General features: G+C 55.8%; 17 protein-coding genes. 6 read left to right on the forward strand and 11 right to left on the reverse strand.

What is annotated here, in order from left to right; all coding sequences use genetic code 11:
• The first annotated feature begins 44 nt into the window (after positions 1-44).
• Together Q3Y58_RS01545 and Q3Y58_RS01550 are read left to right on the forward strand one after the other, a co-directional pair.
• On the forward strand, positions 45-1148 hold the full coding sequence (locus tag Q3Y58_RS01545; protein WP_319620710.1) for a cobalt-precorrin-5B (C(1))-methyltransferase: 1104 nt from the start codon (positions 45-47) through the stop codon (positions 1146-1148).
• On the forward strand, positions 1145-1897 hold the full coding sequence (locus tag Q3Y58_RS01550) for a cobalt-precorrin-6A reductase (RefSeq protein WP_319620712.1): 753 nt from the start codon (positions 1145-1147) through the stop codon (positions 1895-1897). The genes Q3Y58_RS01545 and Q3Y58_RS01550 overlap by 4 nt, the downstream gene beginning before the upstream one ends.
• Here the strand turns inward: Q3Y58_RS01550 and Q3Y58_RS01555 are convergent.
• A complete protein-coding gene (locus tag Q3Y58_RS01555; RefSeq protein ID WP_274218035.1) occupies positions 1869-2438 on the reverse strand; it encodes a cytochrome b in 570 nt (189 codons plus the stop codon). The two genes, Q3Y58_RS01550 and Q3Y58_RS01555, sit on opposite strands and share 29 nt — an antisense overlap.
• Before the next feature lie 134 nt (positions 2439-2572).
• On the opposite strand from Q3Y58_RS01555, the gene Q3Y58_RS01560 reads away from it, so the two are divergent.
• Complete coding sequence (locus tag Q3Y58_RS01560) at positions 2573-3358, forward strand: RibD family protein (RefSeq protein WP_319620714.1); 786 nt, start codon at positions 2573-2575, stop codon at positions 3356-3358.
• Here Q3Y58_RS01560 and Q3Y58_RS01565 read toward each other — a convergent pair.
• Genes Q3Y58_RS01565 through Q3Y58_RS01580 form a run of 4 tightly spaced genes read right to left on the reverse strand, consistent with a single transcriptional unit; the run spans position 3355 to position 6449 of the window.
• Complete coding sequence (locus tag Q3Y58_RS01565) at positions 3355-4167, reverse strand: glycosyl transferase family 1 (protein ID WP_319620715.1); 813 nt, start codon at positions 4165-4167, stop codon at positions 3355-3357. The genes Q3Y58_RS01560 and Q3Y58_RS01565 overlap by 4 nt on opposite strands.
• Positions 4164-5237: a glycosyltransferase family 4 protein gene (locus Q3Y58_RS01570; RefSeq protein WP_319620716.1), complete on the reverse strand. Its 1074-nt coding sequence runs from the start codon at positions 5235-5237 to the stop codon at positions 4164-4166. Before Q3Y58_RS01570 ends, Q3Y58_RS01565 begins: the two co-directional genes overlap by 4 nt.
• Positions 5230-5652, reverse strand: a complete 423-nt coding sequence (locus Q3Y58_RS01575; protein ID WP_319620717.1) for a 6-pyruvoyl trahydropterin synthase family protein — start codon at positions 5650-5652, stop codon at positions 5230-5232. The genes Q3Y58_RS01570 and Q3Y58_RS01575 overlap by 8 nt, the downstream gene beginning before the upstream one ends.
• A 20-nt stretch (positions 5653-5672) precedes the next feature.
• A complete protein-coding gene (locus Q3Y58_RS01580; protein WP_319620718.1) occupies positions 5673-6449 on the reverse strand; it encodes a zinc-dependent alcohol dehydrogenase in 777 nt (258 codons plus the stop codon).
• 361 nt (positions 6450-6810) lie between these two features.
• Between Q3Y58_RS01580 and mdoH the strand changes: the two genes are divergently transcribed.
• Positions 6811-8595 (forward strand): glucans biosynthesis glucosyltransferase MdoH, encoded by a 1785-nt coding sequence (mdoH, locus tag Q3Y58_RS01585; protein ID WP_274218041.1) that lies wholly within the window; start codon positions 6811-6813, stop codon positions 8593-8595.
• Between the two features lie 52 nt (positions 8596-8647).
• Here mdoH and Q3Y58_RS01590 read toward each other — a convergent pair whose 3' ends face one another.
• Positions 8648-9826 (reverse strand): OpgC family protein, encoded by a 1179-nt coding sequence (locus Q3Y58_RS01590; RefSeq protein ID WP_319620719.1) that lies wholly within the window; start codon positions 9824-9826, stop codon positions 8648-8650.
• Positions 9827-9903: 77 nt separating this feature from the next.
• A complete protein-coding gene (locus Q3Y58_RS01595) occupies positions 9904-11283 on the reverse strand; it encodes a tetratricopeptide repeat protein (protein ID WP_319620720.1) in 1380 nt (459 codons plus the stop codon).
• Between the two features lie 404 nt (positions 11284-11687).
• Between Q3Y58_RS01595 and Q3Y58_RS01600 the strand changes: the two genes are divergently transcribed.
• Both Q3Y58_RS01600 and Q3Y58_RS01605 read left to right on the forward strand, forming a co-directional pair.
• Entirely contained in the window at positions 11688-12863 is a 1176-nt protein-coding gene (locus tag Q3Y58_RS01600) for a YeeE/YedE family protein (protein ID WP_319620721.1), read from the forward strand.
• A 22-nt stretch (positions 12864-12885) separates the two neighbouring features.
• Complete coding sequence (locus tag Q3Y58_RS01605; protein WP_319620722.1) at positions 12886-13374, forward strand: DUF302 domain-containing protein; 489 nt, start codon at positions 12886-12888, stop codon at positions 13372-13374.
• 1 nt (position 13375) lies between these two features.
• Here the strand turns inward: Q3Y58_RS01605 and Q3Y58_RS01610 are convergent, their stop codons facing one another.
• From Q3Y58_RS01610 to Q3Y58_RS01625, 4 genes are all read right to left on the reverse strand, one after another.
• Positions 13376-14998, reverse strand: coding sequence for a thiamine pyrophosphate-binding protein (locus tag Q3Y58_RS01610; RefSeq protein ID WP_319620723.1), 1623 nt, complete (start codon positions 14996-14998; stop codon positions 13376-13378).
• Positions 14998-16269 carry a CaiB/BaiF CoA transferase family protein gene (locus Q3Y58_RS01615; protein ID WP_319620724.1) on the reverse strand — a complete coding sequence of 424 codons (1272 nt, stop codon included), beginning with the start codon at positions 16267-16269 and terminating at the stop codon, positions 14998-15000. Before Q3Y58_RS01615 ends, Q3Y58_RS01610 begins: the two co-directional genes overlap by 1 nt.
• Positions 16270-16359: 90 nt before the next feature.
• On the reverse strand, positions 16360-17202 hold the full coding sequence (locus Q3Y58_RS01620; RefSeq protein ID WP_319620725.1) for a CE1 family esterase: 843 nt from the start codon (positions 17200-17202) through the stop codon (positions 16360-16362).
• Between the two features lie 210 nt (positions 17203-17412).
• The gene (locus Q3Y58_RS01625) at positions 17413-18234 is read right to left on the reverse strand and encodes a potassium channel family protein (RefSeq protein WP_319620726.1); all 822 of its coding nucleotides are present in this window, start codon (positions 18232-18234) and stop codon (positions 17413-17415) included.
• Positions 18235-18278: the final 44 nt, after the last annotated feature.

Below are 18278 nucleotides of genomic sequence, written 5' to 3' on the forward strand. Positions count from 1 at the left end.
CCAACTAGCATAAACGCACAGACACCTGTTTTTCTAAGGGGAAGATGGCAGAGCACGGGCCCAAGACATTGCGGCGAGGATGGACAACCGGCGCCTGCGCGGCAGCAGCGGCGAAGGCGGCCTATCATGCTTTGCTCCATGATGAGTTTCTGGATCCGGTGGTGATCACGCTGCCGCGGGGAGAAACGCCCGCTTTCCCTCTGGCACAGGAAGCATTGCAACCCGATCAAGCATCCTGCGGAATTATCAAGGATGCGGGGGATGATCCAGATGTCACCCATGGGGCACTGGTGATTGCCAGTGTGCGCAAAGCCTCATTTGGCGCGGGCGTCAGTTTTAAAGCTGGCAAAGGGGTGGGCACCATCACCAAGCCGGGCCTGCCGCTCCCTCCGGGCGAACCTGCGATTAATCCAAAGCCAAGGCAGATTATCAGTGAGGCGCTTCAAGAGGTGGCCGCTGCGGCTGGCGTTTCGGCAGATGTGGAGGTGGAAATCTCCATTCCCGGCGGCGAGCTTTTGGCGGAAAAGACGCTCAATGGTCGCTTGGGGATTGTTGGTGGCCTCTCTGTCCTTGGTACGACGGGTATAGTGCGACCGTTTTCCTGCGCAGCGTGGATTGCCTCAATCCATCGTGGCGTGGATGTCGCTCGGGCCCAAGGTCTGACCCATGTTGCAGCCGCGACAGGTGCCACTTCAGAAAATGTTCTGCGTTCAATCTATCCCGCTTTGCCCGAAAGCGCTTATCTGGACATGGGAGACTTTGCCGGCGGGCTGCTCAAGTATTTGCGCCATCATCCGGTGGAACGGCTCAGCCTTGCGGGCGGCGTTGCCAAGCTGACCAAGCTGGCCCAAGGCGCGCTTGATCTGCATTCTGCACGCAGTCAGGTGGATTTTCGAGCGCTGGCGCAGCTGATGGCTGCATCTGGGGCCTCTGCGGAGCTGGTGGCCCGGACGCAGGATGCCAACACGGTCAAGGAAGTCAGCGACTTTGCGCATCAAAATGGTGTTGAGTTAGGCGCTGTGATTGCGCGTCAGGCAAAGCGGGCGGTGCATCACGTTTTGCGCAGTGACCATGTGAGCGTGGAAGTCATTGTGGTGGACCGGGACGGCACTCGATTGGGCTTTGCCGGTTGGGATGACGCGCCATGAAGACTGGTAAAAACAGACTGCTCCTTCTTGCAGGCACCCGGGATGCCCGCGTGCTCGCCGAGAAACTGGCGGGGGTTGACGGTCTGGAGGTGATCGCTTCCTTGGCAGGCGTGACCAGCAAACCGAAGTCTTATGCGGTGCCCGTTCGGCGCGGCGGCTTTGGGGGAGCGGAAGGCCTTGCAGAGTTCCTACGGCTGGAGCAGATCACCTGCATCGTTGATGCAACGCATCCATTTGCACGGGAGATAAGCGCCAACGCGGTGAAGGCCGCCGATCTGACGCAGGTTCCGTTGCTTCGGGTGAGGCGGCCTGCTTGGCAAAAGAAGCCCGGCGATGACTGGCGGTGCTTTGACCAGCTTGAAAAGGCCGTTGCAGCTCTGCCGCAGGCAGCGCGCGTTTTCGCGGCCATCGGCCGGAAAGAGCTTCAGCTTCTTCAAACGCGGCCGGACCTTTGGCTGCTCACGCGCATGGTTGAGGCACCAACCCAAGGCTCAATGCCGTTCGCGGGGGAGACTGTTTTGGGGTATCCACGCTGTTCGGTTCAGCAAGAGGCCGAGCTTCTCAAAGCCTATGGCATTCAATGCCTTCTTGCCAAAAACAGCGGGGGCTCCGCAGCTTATGCCAAGATTGAAGCGGCGCGTAACGGCGGGCTGCCGGTCTACCTTGTAAACCAGCCCACTTTGCCACCAGTTAAGGAAGCGGCGAGCACTTCCGAAGCGTTCAACTGGGTGATGCGGGTGTGTTTTTAACGGCCCCGGTGCCAGTGGTCATGCGCTCAAATACGCCGTCTTTCAACACGTACTTGTGGTAAAGCGCGCCGGCAATGTGCAGGACGATTGCAACGGACACCATGATGCCTAGTGCCGTGTGGAATGAGAACAAGATCTCCGCCAGAGCCTGATCCTTGGCCACAATTGGCGGCAGTATAAACAGATTGAACACCGATATCGGCGCACCGAACGCCGACGTGGCAACCCAGCCCAGCAGCGGACTGACAAGAAGCACCATATACAAAAACCACTGGGTGGCATGGGCAAGGGTACGCTGCCAGATTGCTATGGAGGAGGGAAGCGGCGGCGGAGGTACCTTGTATCGATAAAGCAGGCGCATCGCGGTGATTACAAACAGCACAACACCCATGGAACGGTGGTAGTCGAACAAGGTGTTTTGCAGATTTCCCGGCCCAATGTTGATCATCACAATGCCCGCGGGCACCATGGTAAGCATACCCGCAGCAGTGATCCAATGAAACGCCCGTGCTGTAACAGAATAAACCTGTGGTGGCTGCATTTGGCTCCCCTGATATTGAGTGGCTACTGATCTACCGGGTTTATGAAACTCGACAGTAATTGCATGATCATATACCACTACGGTATCGTAACGTCATTGGACTTGTGTATTCAGGTTTATCAAGGGAACGAGCGATGAATATTGAACCGTCGGTGCCCAAGACAATCGCCGGCTTGATGAACTGCGCTGAATGGCAAGCTGTTCTTGATGCTTGGAAACGCGGAACCGCGCCCGACGCCGAAGGCTATGTGCAGGCTTTCTCACCCTTGTGCGCACCTGAGAGACAAACTTTCGTTGGCCAGCTTGGTCAGTCAATAGATGGCCGGATCGCCACAGCTACTGGCGACTCCTTTTATATCAACTGTCAGGAAGCGCTCGATCATCTGCATTGCTTGCGGGCGCTGTGCGATGCCGTGGTTGTCGGCGTGGGTACCGTTGTTGCGGATAACCCGCAGCTTACGGTGCGCAGGGTGCCGGGCGAAAGCGCAAGCCGTGTGATTATTGACCCAAACGGGCGCATCCCAAAAGATGCCTGCCTTTTACACGATGAGGCCGCACCAACCATTGTTCTAACCCGCGATCGCGTGACGCTGGACTTGCCAGCGCATGTGGAAGTGCGCCGCCTTCCTGAGGCCGATGATGGTCGCCTGTGCTGTCATGCCATTGCGGAAGCTCTTTCCGACTTCAAGAGAATACTGATTGAGGGGGGCGCGTGCACGGTGTCCAGGTTTATCGATTGCGGATTGCTGGACCGTCTTCATGTGATGGTCGCACCGCTTATCATTGGTGCCGGGCCAACGGGTATTCAATTGCCCCCGCTTGATAAGCTGTCAGAGGCTCATCGGCCAATGGCTGCAATGCACCAGCTGGGGACGGATTGGCTGCTGGATTTGGATTTAAAGCAAGAGCTGCCTCACTAGTCACGAGGCAGTGCAACAAAATCCGTATGCCCAACGGTCACTTCGGCTGAGGAGTTTTGGCTGAGAGACAGCCGTTCCTGTTTCCAGTCGTCTGCCAGCGCCTTTGGAATGCCAATCTCCACCGCCGCCTGTGCCCAGCCACGAATGAGGTCACGCAGCAAGCTACTGTATCTGTTGCCCAAAACCCAGTTTGAGGGAGCAGTGTGAACCTCATACCCAGCATCTCGGAAAACTTGGGCACACACTTGCGCAGCTGCGGGGCCCAATGCCAGACCAAATCCCTTGTCGGTCTTTTGATGCATGTTCACCGCATCCATGATTACCCCATCGTGGCGATGTGGATGCGAAAAGGATACTTCGCCGTTGTAGGTGAGGGTTGCCAAAAAGGGCTGCCGCCCATCTGTGACCGCCTTCACAAATCGCGTCACCCAATTGCGGCTGACCAGATCCAAAAATGCAGTCGTGACAATGCCGTGCGCGCCATCGAAATGCGCGAAAGAACGCTGAGCGCTGAGATCGGCCAACTGTGGCACGATCGTAATTTCGCTTGGTGTGTTCGGGGGGCGAATTTCATTGAGCAGATCTTGGTCGTGATCCAGCAGGGTCCAGTGCTGAGGCCCCTCCAACTTGTCGTGGAGTAGCGCAAGATTAGCGCCGGTACCCGTTGCGATATCGACCAGTCGAACCGGTGAGCTTCCCTCTCGCACCCCTTCAAGGTAGTCCAGAAAGATCTTTTCAATCTTTGTGTCTCGTGCGGAGCGATCAGCTTCTCGTCTTAAATCCAGCCAATCGGCAGCAAAGGCTGTCATAAAAGCGCCTCCAGCGTGTTAGAGAACAATGCGCCCTGCGTTGGCCACGAGGGTAGATTGCGACCGGCCTCCGCCGAGTATTTTGCAGTAACCTTGCGCGTAGACGGGTCGTTTATCATAAGAGAAAGAGCTTGACTAAAGCTTTCCACGTCACCTTCCTTGCAAAACAACGCTGCTTTTTCTGGAACTGTATCTCGAACAGCCCCGCGACCACTCGCGACGATGGGCAGGCCGGTCATCAACGCTTCAGCGAAGGCCATGCCATATCCCTCGTAGTAACTGGCAAGTGCAAACACATCAGCATGCGCGTATATCTGGGCAAGAGCAGTTTCAGATACGGCGCCATGCAATGTCACACGTGTCTCCAGCCCCTCCCTTTCGATCATCTGTTTTATTTGCGCTGCGTAGGCAAGATCGCAGCGCGTATCGCCGACCAAATCCAAATGCCAATTCAGCTCTTTGAGCTGTCCAAGCGCGCGGACAAGAACATCCTGCCCCTTTCTCGGGATGATGGAGCCAACGCTGAGTATGCGAACCACATCAGTGCCGTGTTGCTCTGCGCCCGTCGGCGCAACTTCAGGGAGGCGCTCAGTTCCAGGCAAAATGGACCGCATGAGCGCAGCGGGCAGGTCAAACTCTTCGCGGAGCTGCACCAGTGTTGCCGGGCTGGTGGTAATGATCCTGCTCACATATTGAAGCGCCTCACGTTCGCGCTGGAAGAAAGCTGCCGACAAATCTTCCGACAGCCCATCCTCTTTGAACAAAGGGTGATGCACCAGTGCGACAAGTTTCAGACGGTCTTTTTGCTCTTTTGCGACTTCTGGCAGGACGCCGAACGCCAACCCGTCACAAACAACAAGCTCGCCATCAGGAAAGGCGCGAAATTGCGCTTGGGCATCCAGTCTGGCAATGCCGCCACACAGCGGGAACTCGTCTGAAAGGCTCACCACGTTCACCGTCCAGCCAAGCTGTCTCAGCTCGCTGATGATACGCCGATCATAACGATATCCGCCGGTAGGGCGCTCCAGATTGCCGGGTATGACGAAGCTTAGCCTGCGATTTTTACTCATTATGCACTTCGGAAGCGGTTAGCGGAGCTTCGAAGCTGGCGCTTGCCACATCAGATTCTGTTAGGGTGACACGGATACGGTCAAGCTCTTCCGGGCCGCGCGCCAGCTTGTGCAAGTAGACTGCATCACAAACGCGCTGGAAAATGTAGCCGCACATGTATTCGGTTGTTGTGACAAGTCCTTGAAACTGCGGCAAGTCATCAAGATTTTGGTAGTTGATTGGCTCCAGAACGCTATCCAGGACTTCCATTGCGCGCCCCATGTCGACCACGAGCCCGTTTTCATCTAGCTTTTCGGCGAAAAAGGACACCGAAACACCATAGGTGGCGCCGTGAAGCCCTTGCGCTTTTCCAAAGACCTCTCGCGGCAAAGTGTGAGCGATCATGATGCGGTTCTTCACTTCAACTGAATACATGGCGTGTGTCTCCTGCGGGCTCAGTAGGAAAGGGGTTGGCAAAGGCCGGATTGCTTCCCTGTAAAAATCTCGGGAAGCGCTTCTGCGGCTTGTTTGAAAGGAATTGCGCGCGCCAACAAGCAATCCAAAGCAGGATCGCGCAGTAGGCGCAGAGCGGCCTCCAGACGTTGGCGGTGTGTGTGGCTTGGCCGCATCGAGGGGGCGACGGTGCCAACTTGAGAACTGATCAGCTGCAACCGCTTGGAATGAAACCCGCCGCCAAGGCCGATGCCAACTTCGCGGTCGCCGTACCAGGAAACTTCAATCACTCGCCCTTCATGGCGGGCAAGGGCAAAGGCTGTGTCGAGGCCCTCTGGCGTCGCGCTGCAATGAAAGACAATATCAAATTCGGTCGCAGGGGGCGGCGTCTGCGAAAACGTGCACCCAAGCTGTTCTGCAATCTCACGTCGATTCGGCTGAGGGTCGATCAAGGTTACGTCCACTTCAGGAATGCGCGCACACAGGTAACCAATCAGGCAGCCGAGGGTACCGGCACCGACCACGCAAACACGATGGGCTGGCAAAACGCCCCCATCCCAAATGGCATTTAACGCGGTTTCCATGTTCGCAGCCAAAATGGCACGCTGCGGATCAAGCCCTGTGGGCAGCTCCACGAGATCTTTCGGGTCAATGTTGAAGGCATCTTGATGCGGATGAAGCGCGAAGCAGAGCCGGTCGTCTGTTTCGCGGCGCACCACGGTGCTGTAGCCATACTTGACCGGGAACGGAAATTCCCCGTGTTGATGGGGTGCCCGCATCCTAAAAAATTCGGAGGGTGGAACAGCGCCAGAGAACACCAAAGCTTCTGTGCCGCGGCTTATGCCACTAAAAAGTGTCGTGACGCGCACTTCAGGTTCCTTTGGTTTAGAGAGAAATTCCTCCCTAATCTCAATTGTTTGCGGTGCCGTATACCAAAGAGCTTGCGCTGTCGTTGCCATGAACGCACTTTCTGTGCCATTGGTTTTTCAAAAATATACCCTAGAGAAACCTAAGAAAGCCAAACTATAGAAACATCATATAAGATCGACATCTCCAATAAACAGGGAATCGTCGGTCGAATAAAGACCTAACACAGCAGATGGAGTTTTCTCTCCCGCTCTCAATCGAGGAAGTTTGACTGTGCATCTCAGTTCTTCGCCTGCGTTGACGTATCGTCGTATTTCTTTTGGCCTTTTAGTGATCCTCAGCTTGATTGGGCTGGTGAGCCTTATGGTGCTTGCTTTGTCACCTGGGGGCTTCAACTTCCTTAAGGTACTGTTGCTGATCTTCTTTTCGATCACACTTCCATGGTTGGTGGTTGGGTTTTGGCACGCCATCATCGGGCTCGCCATCATGCTGTTTTCGCGAGATGCAGCAGCACTGACGTGCCCTCTCGACCCGGACAACGACAGGGACCCGCTCCCCAAGCGAGCGACAGCGCTGCTCTCCTGCATTCGCAATGAGAACGTTGGTGAGGTCGAGCGCAAACTTGACGCCATGCTCTCCGGGTTGGCCAGCCTGAAGGCCCTAGACGGCTTTCAGCTGTATGTTTTGAGCGATACCAACGACGCCGAAATTGCTCAGGAGGAAGAACAGGCCTTTTCCGCACTGAGGGCGCGTTGGCAACACGAAGTCGAGGTCATTTACCGCCGTCGCGAGAACAATGTGGGTTACAAGTCCGGAAACATTGCGGACTTTTGCGCGCGGTGGGGTGCAAGCCATACCTATGGCATCACACTGGATGCTGACAGCTATCTCTCAGCCGAAACGCTGGTTGCTCTCGTGCGGAAGATGGAAGCAAACCCGCAACTTGGCATCTTGCAGACCCTAGCAGTGGGACTTCCCAGCAAGGCGCTGTTTGCCCGCGTGTTTCAGTGGGGCATGCGCTTGGGCATGCGCTCCTACACCTTGGCTGCAGCTTGGTGGCAGGCAGATACGGGCCCCTACTGGGGACACAACGCAATCCTGCGGTTGCTGCCCTTTCGGGAGCACTGCATGCTGCCCCAGCTCTCTGGAAAAGGGCCTCTTTCGGGTCATATCCTGAGCCACGATCAGGTCGAGGCCGCTTTCATGCGCCGCGCAGGGTTTGAAGTCCGCGTCTGGCCTGTTGAAGATGGCAGCTACGAGGAAAACCCACCTAACCTCATCGAGTTTGTTAGGCGCGATTTGCGCTGGTGCCACGGCAATCTGCAGTATCTGAAACTGCTTGCAACGCCGGGACTGCATTTCATCAGCCGCATTCAGTTGGTGCTCGCAATTCTGATGTTTGTTGGCTCAGTAGCGTGGATGGCTTTCATTGGCGTATCTGTCTATGCCTCATTGCTGGCCGATCCAGGCGCAATTCAGTTTGATGCCAACTACGGCTTCCCGTTGTTCTTGACGGTGATGACCATGGTGTTTTCTCCGAAGCTGTCGTCGCTCGCTTATGTGCTGCTTAGCAGCCAGCGGCGTGCGGGATTTGGCGGAACTCTCCGCATCTTTGTCAGTGCCATATGCGAGATCCTCTTCACAGTTTTGCTGGCGCCAATCATGGCAATCACCCACACACTCTTCATTGCCATGTTGTTTATGGGTGCGAAGGTCGGGTGGCGGCGTCAGGAACGCCTGCCGAAAGGTGTGAGCTGGGAAATGGCGATCCGCAAATACTGGCCGCAATTCGTGTTCGGGTGCTTGGGGCTATGGTGGGCGAGCCTATTTCCGTTGAGCATGTGGTGGCTGTTTGCGCCGCTTGTCGCTGGACCGCTGATGGTTATTCCGTTCACGGTGATGACTTCATTGCCATATCTGGGGCAGGTCGCCGATCACTATGGTTTTTGGCGCCTGCCGGAAGAACGGCAGGCGCCAAAGGAGTTTCTTTTCTTGGAAGACGGCGCTTTGGCTACTCGCGAGCTCACAGCAACAGACCCTGCTGTCTTGCCACGGTAGGCAGCAAAGCAGGGCCTTTGTATTGCTTGTTGGATGGCGTGTGAGGTGTGGGCTACTTCGCGTTGTGCGCAGGCGCCCGCCAGGGGTGCTTCTTGTACCAACTCACCGTGTAGGCCACGGCAATGAGGCCTGCAAAGCCTGCTAGATTGATAAAGAGTTCCGTTAGGGCTGTCTTTCCACCCAGGACTTCGTTTCGAACGATTGCCAAAGTCTGCGCAATCACGAGGCTGGCGAGGAAAACGGCAAGTGATTGCTGGCCGACCTTCTGAATTACAGTTACGACCTTGCCCCAGATGCCTGAAGAAAGCAGGTATTTGCCGCCTTCACCAACTGCGGTCCACGCCAGATACGCCAACGCCAGGAAGTGCAGGTAGCGGAAAATGCCGAACTCGGTTTTAGCGGTCAGGACCTTAATGTCCCGTGCCATCTCAAGGAACACCGGCGCAACCTGAAACACGCGGAAATACGAGAACGGCACAGACGCCAGCACGATAATGGCCGCTATAACAAGGAGCGACTTTTTTACGGGCGGGCGAGGAATCCAGCCACGCATCAAGGCAAATCCAGTAAAAAACAGAAGCTGCCAGCCGAAAGGATTGAAGAACCATCGACGGTCAGACCAAGGTTCCGCTGGCAAGTCCAGATAACGGAAGTTTGCAGCCAACCATAAAGCGATTGCCAGACCGGCAACGGCCGTGCGCCCACCAGTTTTGTAGGCCAAGAGCATTACCGGCATGAGGGCCAGTATGACCAGATACATGGGCAGAATGTCGAAGTAGTTCGGCACGTAGGTGAGCGTCAAGATGCCCGGAATGTTGAAGATCGGATCTTCAAACAAGTGCCAGAGGTTCAGACCGCCAACATAGTCGCGTTCAACCATGCCATGGATTTGCAAAAAGGCGAGCCACCCCGCGAGAAACAGAAGCAGTGTGACGTGGGCCCAATAGACTTGCCAGACCCGAAAGGAAACGCGAGCGGTTCCCATCCACCAGCCACGGTCCTCAAAGATTTTCCCAAAGGCAATTGCAGAAGCCATGCCGGAACAGAAAACGAATATTTCTGTGGCATCGGAAAACCCAAATCGGGCAGGAATCCAGAGTGTCCACGTGTTACCCGGTGTATGGGACACGAAAATGATGAACATGGCGATGCCACGAAAGAAGTCGAGACGCGGATCGCGTGGTCGCAGCGCACCGGCAGCGATCACAGAGCTAGGTTGGTGCTTGTTCAAGGGCCTAAATCTTCAATTTGGGTATATGGAAATACACTTACAAGCTACGCCAAGTCATCGGTTAAATAAACCCGAGGTTAACCGAGGTTTGCACGTAATGCCTCGTTCTGCATGACAGTCGCAGCGGCTGTCATCTTTTCCACCTGTTGTGCACGGACCTTTGCAAAGGCATCAGGTGCGCTGCGTAAGGTGGTTCGTTCCGTTATCATGCGCTGGGCGTCCTCAGGCATCCCGGCACGCAGCGCTGCTTCAATTGTAAGCCGCTCGAATACATCCCGCTGAGCATGGCTGCCACCGATCTCGTTGAGGTTTGGTCGCGCCTGTTGCAGATGCTTCAAGGCAGAGAAGTAGTTGCCTTTTCTGAATTCAGAAAGGCCTTCGGCAGCAGCGACGCCGCTGTTGTTGGTGATCAGTGAGATGTCTCCGGAAAGTGCAGATGCGGTTTCACGCATGCGGGCGACCATGCTTTCAGCTTCACGCCAACGGTTCCCCTGCAACAGGGACATCATGTAGTGAAGGTCTGCAAAGACGTTGCAGCCGTCGTCTATACGATTGCTCGAGAGGTTGGCAAGCTCCTCCCAGCGGCCACCCACATTTATCCCCTCAAGCTCAAGGCGCATCAGCATTGAGGCTGCATTGGAGATATCGCGGTAATCATCTGAGCGTTCCTTGCGGATCTTGTCGTCGTAAAGTTCCAGAACCCGGTCAACATTGCCCTTGTCCAGATGCATCAATGCCAGATGCCACCAGACATGAAAGCCAAAGTTGTTGCAGTGAGACCAGCTTTGGGGCTGGGTGTCGAGCCAGCGAATGCCCGTATCGCTTTCACCGCACATATCGTAGACGTGGGCGACAGCATGGAGGCCCCACGCATCATCAGGACGTAGCTCCACAGCCTGCCTGCCATGTGTTTCCGCCAGCTTGTAGTCGCCGGTTTCCTCAAGTGAAAAAGCATAGCACCCCTTGATGTAACCAAGGGCCACATGCTGTTCACTGTAAGCATCAAAAACGGCCTCTATGGACCGTCGCATTTCCACGCCCTGTCCAAGCACGAAGCGAAGGGCATGAACCAGCTTCAGGAGTAACGCATCCTCCGGCCACTCTTTCAAGGCGGCATCCATCAAATCAGCCGCACGGCTGGGCCATCCCTCACACCACAGCCGCAAGCCCTTGATGTAGGCCGCCTCGCGTGCGGTGACGGGGGTTTCAAGGCTGCTTTTCTCAGCGATGCTCAGGGCGTCCTGTGCAACTGATACAAGTTCCTTGCGCCCCAGAAGCAAGTTGAACAACCCGCGGGAAGCCTGCGCCATTGCGAAATCCGGCGCGGCGTTCAAGGTTGCTGTCAAATGAACCGGCGTATGGGCCCCGTGAGCCAAGAAGGCGATGATGGTCTTATTCCACGGTTCCAGTGCGGCAGCATTAGAGAGGGTCACATCGTAACCGAATTGATCTGTCATGCGCATGAGTGCCCTCAATCAAACAGGAAAAGGGGTAGCAGCAGTCATCCCAGTCCCTGCAAAAACCGGGCACGCCTGCGACTACGGATTACGTACGAGGATAACCTTCTCGGAACCGCCTATGACAAGCAAAACACAAATTGTTGTTGGTTTCGTGTTTTATCTGAGCCTAATTCAAGGTTCCTGACAACTCTGAAATCTCCTGTACAAGAACGGTGAATTCCGGAGCAAATTGCTGATATTGCTAGTGAAAAGTTGTTTGTAAACCCGCGCATCATGGTGCCCTTTTTGTCAAGCTGCCACTTGGCGTGATCACTTTTTTGACCAAGAATTCATTTGGCCTGTTACTGAAGCTTTTACTGTGCTGAACTGCTTTCAAGAAATATAAAGCAGCGGAAAGCTGAATGGCACTTGCGCAAACGGGAAAGTCTTCCCAAAAGAAACCTCAGGCCCAGTGGGCTGTTGTTGGGGCGGGCCTCATCGGAATACTTCTTGTCGGCCTCGCTTCTGCTATGCATGGCGGCTCCCGACTGTTCTGGGTGACACTTATTGGCGGCATCGCAGGCGTGTCCCTCTACCATGCCAGTTTTGGTTTTACCGGGGCCTGGCGGCGCGCCATTGAAGAGCGGCGCGGGGCTGGTCTGAGGGCGCAGTTCTTGCTCCTGTTTTCTGTCTGTGTTGTGAGCTACCCGTTGCTTGAGTATGGCAACTACATTGGTCTGGGCACGTCAGGATTTGTGTTTCCGTTCGGCGTTGCAGCTGCCTTTGGCGCTTTCATGTTCGGGGTTGGCATGCAGATCGCGGGCGGGTGCGCTTCTGGCACGTTGTTTACGGTTGGGGGCGGATCCACGCGTATGATCATCACTCTCACCTTCTTCATCGTGGGCTCTGTTCTCGCTACCGCTCACTTGCCCGCGTGGAGCGGTCTGCCCGCGCTCCCTGCAATTTCACTGGTAGAAATGCTTGGGGCAGCTTGGGCGCTCATTCTGACCACTCTCCTTCTTGCGGCGCTCACCTTGGTCTCCGTGCTGCGAGAACGCAGGCACCATGGTTTTCTTGAGGACGATCCGCGAGACTTGTCGCTGCTGCGCGGGCCTTGGTCCAAGTCGTTTGGCGCAGGAATGCTGGCGTTCGTGTGTATTGCGACCTTCATCACAGTGGGAAGGCCGTGGGGTGTGACCTCCGGCTTTGCGCTGTGGGGCGCGAAGCTGTTTTATGCCCTAGGTGTTCCTGTTGATACCTGGAGTTATTGGCAGCACCAAATGGGCGCGGTAAACAGTTCGGTCCTTCAGGACACTACGTCGGTGATGAACTTCAGCATCATGCTCGGGGCACTTGTTGCCTCGGGGCTTGCTGGTCTTTTTGCACCTGTTTATCGGCTGAGTGCCAAAGAAGTCACTTCGGCCATCATTGGCGGCCTTCTGCTTGGCTACGGGGCCAGACTGGCTTTCGGGTGCAATATTGGTGCGTTTTTGGGTGGAGTGACCAGCGGATCTATTCATGGTTGGCTGTGGCTTGTCTTCGCATTCTCTGGTGCGTGGGTGGTCAGCCGAAGTCGGTTGTTGAGTTACTTGCGATGAGATTCCGACAGGGAGGAAGTTGATGTTCATGAAAAGACTGATTTCGTTTGGGCTCGCACTGATGCTGAGCGCTATTGTAGCTCATGCCTCAGAGGGCTTTGAGGCACCGGAAGGCTGGCGTGTCATCGGGACTGAGAAGAGCTATCCGGATCTGGTAGCCGCACTGCGGGCGGCGGTCAAAAAGCAAGAAATGGGGTTGGTCACGCAGGCCAGCGCAACGGTGGGCGCAAAGAGCCAAGGCATCACAATCCCGGGCAATACGGTCATTGGCGTTTATCGAAACGACTTTGCACGGCGGATGCTGGAGGCCTCTATTCCGGCGGGCATCGAAGCGCCCATCCGGTTTTATGTGACCGAAAACACAGACAAGACCGCGACGCTCTCATGGAAGACGCCAAGCTTTCTGTTTGAGCCGTACTTTGACGACGGTGGCGATGCGCTGATCGGCCTTGCCGAGGAACTCGACGCCATTTTCCAGCGCATCGCGGATCGTGCAACGGGTAATTTATAGATCAGATCTTGCCATCGTAAGCCCGGCGATCAACCCGGCAAGCAAGGATCGTGAAGGTGTCGCGGCCGAGAGCCGCTTTTGCCTCACGCTCCAAGCTTTGGGTGTCTGCCACCCAAACGCCATGACCACCATAGGCTTTGGCAATTGCTGGAAAATCGGTCTCTTCAAAGTCTACGCCAAGGTTTGGGCGCTGTGTGTTGCGTTGTTTCAGCTCGATGAGAGCAAGGCTGCGGTCGACCAGAACGCAGATGATCACGGGTATCTTTTGATCACGCAAGGTTGAGAGTTCGCCAAGGCCCATTTCCAGCCCAGCGTCACCAACAAAAACAACCACGGGTGTCGTTGGGGAGGCGAACTTGTAGCCCGCCCCAAGCGGAAGGGCGCAAGCCATCGTGCACAGCGCTGAGCTTTGAAGCATGCGCCGCGGCAACGGGCTTTCCCAGATCTGGCTGACCAAAATGCGGTGGGCCCCACTGTCTGCAGTGGCAACGGTAGAAGCAGGTAGCGCTTTTCGAAGACCATGAAACACTGAGGCCGGCCCCCAACCTTCAGCTTCCGCGGCAAACAGAGTTGAGAGCTTCGCCTTGGTGGCCAAAAGCGCTTCTGAAGACCATTTGCGCTGCGGCTCCAACACATCCGTCAGCGCCGCGATCGTCGCCTTGACGTCACCAACCAAGCTGTGGGTGACCCGATGCATCCCGTGATCGCGCAGGACCGGCGAGATGTCGATGCAGTGAGCAGCGTCATTCCATGGCATTCGCCAGTTCACCCGCATTTCGATGGGGTCATAGCCAAGCAGAAGGACCACATCAGCGGCCTTCAGTGCAGGCAATAACACCTCATCAGCTTTTGGGGACAGGCCTGCCCCGCCCCATGAGTTTTCACTGGCCTCATCAATCAGGCCCTTGCCCTTGTATGAAGTGATCAGTGGGACTTGGAGCTTAGCGCAGAGAGCCTGGATTTCTGGCGCGGCGTGTGCGTTCACCGCATCTACGCCAGCGATGGCAACTGGTTGTCTGGCGTTTGCGATGATTTGTGCCACTTCGCCGAGGGCGGCAGGGGTTGGAATACTGGGTGCTGGAAGCGGGATGCGGGTTGGCTCCAGCGTTTCGTCCTGTTCTTTCTCGGCAACAGAAATTGGCACGTCGATATGGACGGGGCCGGGCTGGCCCGACATGGCAACGGCAAGGGCCTTGTCCATCATGGCATTCAACGCGCCGGGTTCGGCGCGGAAGCTGGCTTTCACGATGGGGCGCAGCATCGCTTGATGATCAAATACCTGATGGGTGTAGGTTTCTGCCTCCGCGCCATCAACCCGGCCAGTCAGAAACACCAAGGGCACACGATCCTGAAACGCATTGGCCACGGTGTTCACCGCGTTGGCCACGCCGGGACCAAGTGTTGCGAGCAGAACAACCGGGGCGTCGTGCCCTTGGTTTGCAAGGGCGTGCCATGCGCCTTCTGCCATGAAGCCGCCCGCATTTTCATGCTTGACGAGCGCGAACCGAATGCCAGCCTTGTCGAGGCCGTCCATAAGGGCGAGAACCTCGCCCCCCGGAATGCCGAAGGCGAATTTGCAGCCTGCTGCTGCCAGTTTGTGTGCGATAACTTCTGCGCCCCGCATCAGGTGGATGCCCCCAAGTCTATGGTGTTGTCTTCTGCAAGCTTGCTGATTGTGTCGTCGTCCAGATCAAGGAAACCGGCAAGGATTTCTTTGGTATGTGCGCCAAGCGTCGGTGGTGCCTGCCGGTAGGTCACGGGAGTGCGGCTCAGCTTCATTGGGCTGCCGATAAGATCCACAGTGCCGGTGTTGGAGGTGGGATGTTCCAGCGTGACTTTCATCTCGCGGTGTTGGACTTGCGGATTGTCGAAAACCTGCTTGAGGTCGTTTACGGGCCCACACGGAACGCCGACGGCCTCCAGCTCCGAAATCCAGTCTTCGCAGCTTTTGAATACCGTCTGCTGCCGAATAAGGGGGATCAGCTCTTTCCGATTGCGCACTCTGTCCGCGTTTGTGACGAAGCGTGGATCCTCAGCCAACTCCGGCGCGTTTGCTACCTCACAAAAGCGCTGAAACTGCGCATCATTGCCCGCGGCCAGAATGAACTGGCCATCGGAAGCCGGAAACGTCTCGTAGGGCACGATGGTTGGGTGTGCATTCCCAAGGCGGCCCGGCACCTCGCCTGAGACAAGATACGCAACGCCTTGATTGATCAGCCAAGCCACTTGCGCGTCCAGAAGCGAAATGTCGATGTATTGCCCCTTGCCGGAACTGGTGCGCTCCACGGTGGCTGCCAAGATGGCATTTGCCGCGTACATGCCGCAAATGACATCAGACACGCCAACGCCAACCTTTGTTGGAATGCCGCCATTTTCATCTGTTTCACCGGTTAGAGACATGATGCCACCCATCCCTTGCACGATGAAATCATAGCCTGCACGCTGGGCATATGGACCAGTTTGTCCGAAGCCGGTAATGGAGCAGTAGATCAGGCGGGGGTTCAAGGCGCTGAGCTCTTCATAGCCAAGACCTTTGCGGTCAAGATCACCAACCTTGAAGTTCTCAATCAGGACATCTGCTTTTTCCGCAAGCCGTTTGATAAGCGCGGCGCCTGCCGGTTGCGAAAGGTCTATGGCAACCGAATGCTTGTTCCTGTTGGCGGACAAGTAGTAGGCGCTCTCGCGGGTCTCTTTTCCCTCCTTGTCTTTCAGAAAAGGAGGCCCCCAGCCGCGGGTGTCATCTCCCCGGTCAACACGCTCGATCTTGATAATGGTTGCACCAAGATCGCCAAGTATTTGCGTGCAAGTTGGGCCAGCAAGGATGCGCGAGAGATCGAGAACAATCAATCCGTTAAGAGGGCCTTTGCCCTGAGGAGTGTCAGTGGTGGCAGTCAACGCGATCGGTTCCGTCTTTGGCAGGGGGCGGCGCGTCTTGCGCAGCCTCTAGGTGAACATACTAGCTGAAGTGAAGGAGAGCGGAAGGGGCTACCAGCCATTGGCAGCTGCAAGTTTTTGCCAGGCGCGCTCCACCCACTCCGCGCGGAAGGTGTGGCCACCGTCATGAAGGCAGATCTCCAAATAGGCCTCGTGCTGTTGCCAATCGTTGCAGGTCAAGCGCCCGTCCTGATCTTCGTTCATCGGAGCTTGTGGCAGCTGCGCTCGAGCCTTCCATAGATCAAGGCTCTTGAACACATCGGATTGATGCCACTTGCCGCCAATCCTTCGCCCTTCCAATGGCACTGTCCTGTCTTTGGTCCCATGGATATGGGTGAGGAACGTCAGGTCCGAGGGGCAGGTTTGCGGCATTGGATCCCAGAACGCCCCGGCTATGGGGGCAAAGCCATCAAACGCCGCGCCTCGGTAGCATGCCAGATACCAGACCATGGAGCCTCCCATGGAAAAGCCTGTAACCAGGGTGCGTTCGAGATTGATTTCAGGCCTTTTTTTCAAGTCGCTGAGGATCTCATCAAAGAACTGGAACTCGTCTCGGTGTTGAGAAGGAGAACTGGGGTAGGACCAAGTCTCCCCAAGGCCTTGGGGAACAACAAGCGCGAGACCATGCGTGTCTGCCGTGGCAACAAGGCCGGGGTTTTCAATGGCCTTTGAAGCCTTGCCTTTCCAGCCGTGAAGATAGAACAGAGTCCCCTTCGGCTCTTCACCGGGGGAGAGTTGGGGTAACTTGAACCAATACGCGCCGGAAGGAACGGTGCAAGGAGCGCTCTGACCGCAAGCTTCCGTTGACGAGGCATATGCGCCCCTCAAATTGCCGGGGCTTGCCACGACAAGTCCAAGGGCGGATAAACCAAGCAGCAATCGGGCTACACGCATGAAGATCTCCAGAACACTCACCGCGGCAACGCTACAAAAAATCCGCGGCGGATGTGATCGCTTCTGATCACAATTTCGGGAGGTGCGAGATAGGGTGCTGCTCCAGCTCATCTTCTTAGCGGATGAAATTTTTAGACCAATCGGCATTCTTGGGGACCAACTGGCGCTGGAGCAGCTTCCCTTTATACCTGACCTAACGTTTTCAAATGACTAATACCAAGTTCCCTCGGTTGGGATGTTCAGTGTGGTGCCGCAGTGCTTGCAGTGGACCGCGTCCGGGTCATGGCGGCTCAGGCCGCACGTGGTGCATGTGAACTTTACCTTCGCGGGGCGAAAAATCGTCTGCACCAACCGCAGGAACAGGGCCACTCCGAAGATCATGATCAGGATCGTCAGGAACCTGCCCATGGTATCTGACATGGTGATGTCGCCAAAGCCTGTGGTTGTGAGTGTAGTTACGGTGAAATACAGGGCATCCATGAAATTGTTTATGGACGGGTTCAGGTGTCCTTCGAGTACATAAACAACTGCGGATACCACGAACACGAACACAATCAGATTGATCCCGGAATGGATGATCTCCTCGTTGCGTCTGAACCATTTCGAAGCATCACGCAGTTCCCGCAGTACATGATAGGAGCGCAGCAATCGCAGCATGCGCATGACTCTGAGGAAGCCGAGGTTATCGATGAATGCCGAGGCAAAAAGGGAAAAAATGACAATCACGTCTGTGATCGATGTAATGCTGCTGGCCTCCCGCCATGGTCGCATGGCGATAAACAGCCTGACTAGATAGTCGGTCAGCAGCACGATGCCGATAGCGTAGTCCAGCGTATGGTTCTGCATTTCAACGCCGATTGTGGCGGCGAACATGAAGTATCCGATTGTGATTACATCAAATATTATGAGAGCAATGCGCCAGTAATGGGAATAGGGTTCACTTCCGTAATACAGTGTCCTCAATCGGGCGCGCAGCGTTGCAAGTGAGCTTTCCTTTTTCTCTTCTGCTGTGCCGTTGCGTTCTCGGTTCACTCGAAAGCCTCATTTTTTGCTTCACACGCCATAATTGCTGTCAT

Source organism: Nesiotobacter zosterae, assembly GCF_033843645.1.
Classification (GTDB): domain Bacteria; phylum Pseudomonadota; class Alphaproteobacteria; order Rhizobiales; family Stappiaceae; genus Pseudovibrio; species Pseudovibrio zosterae.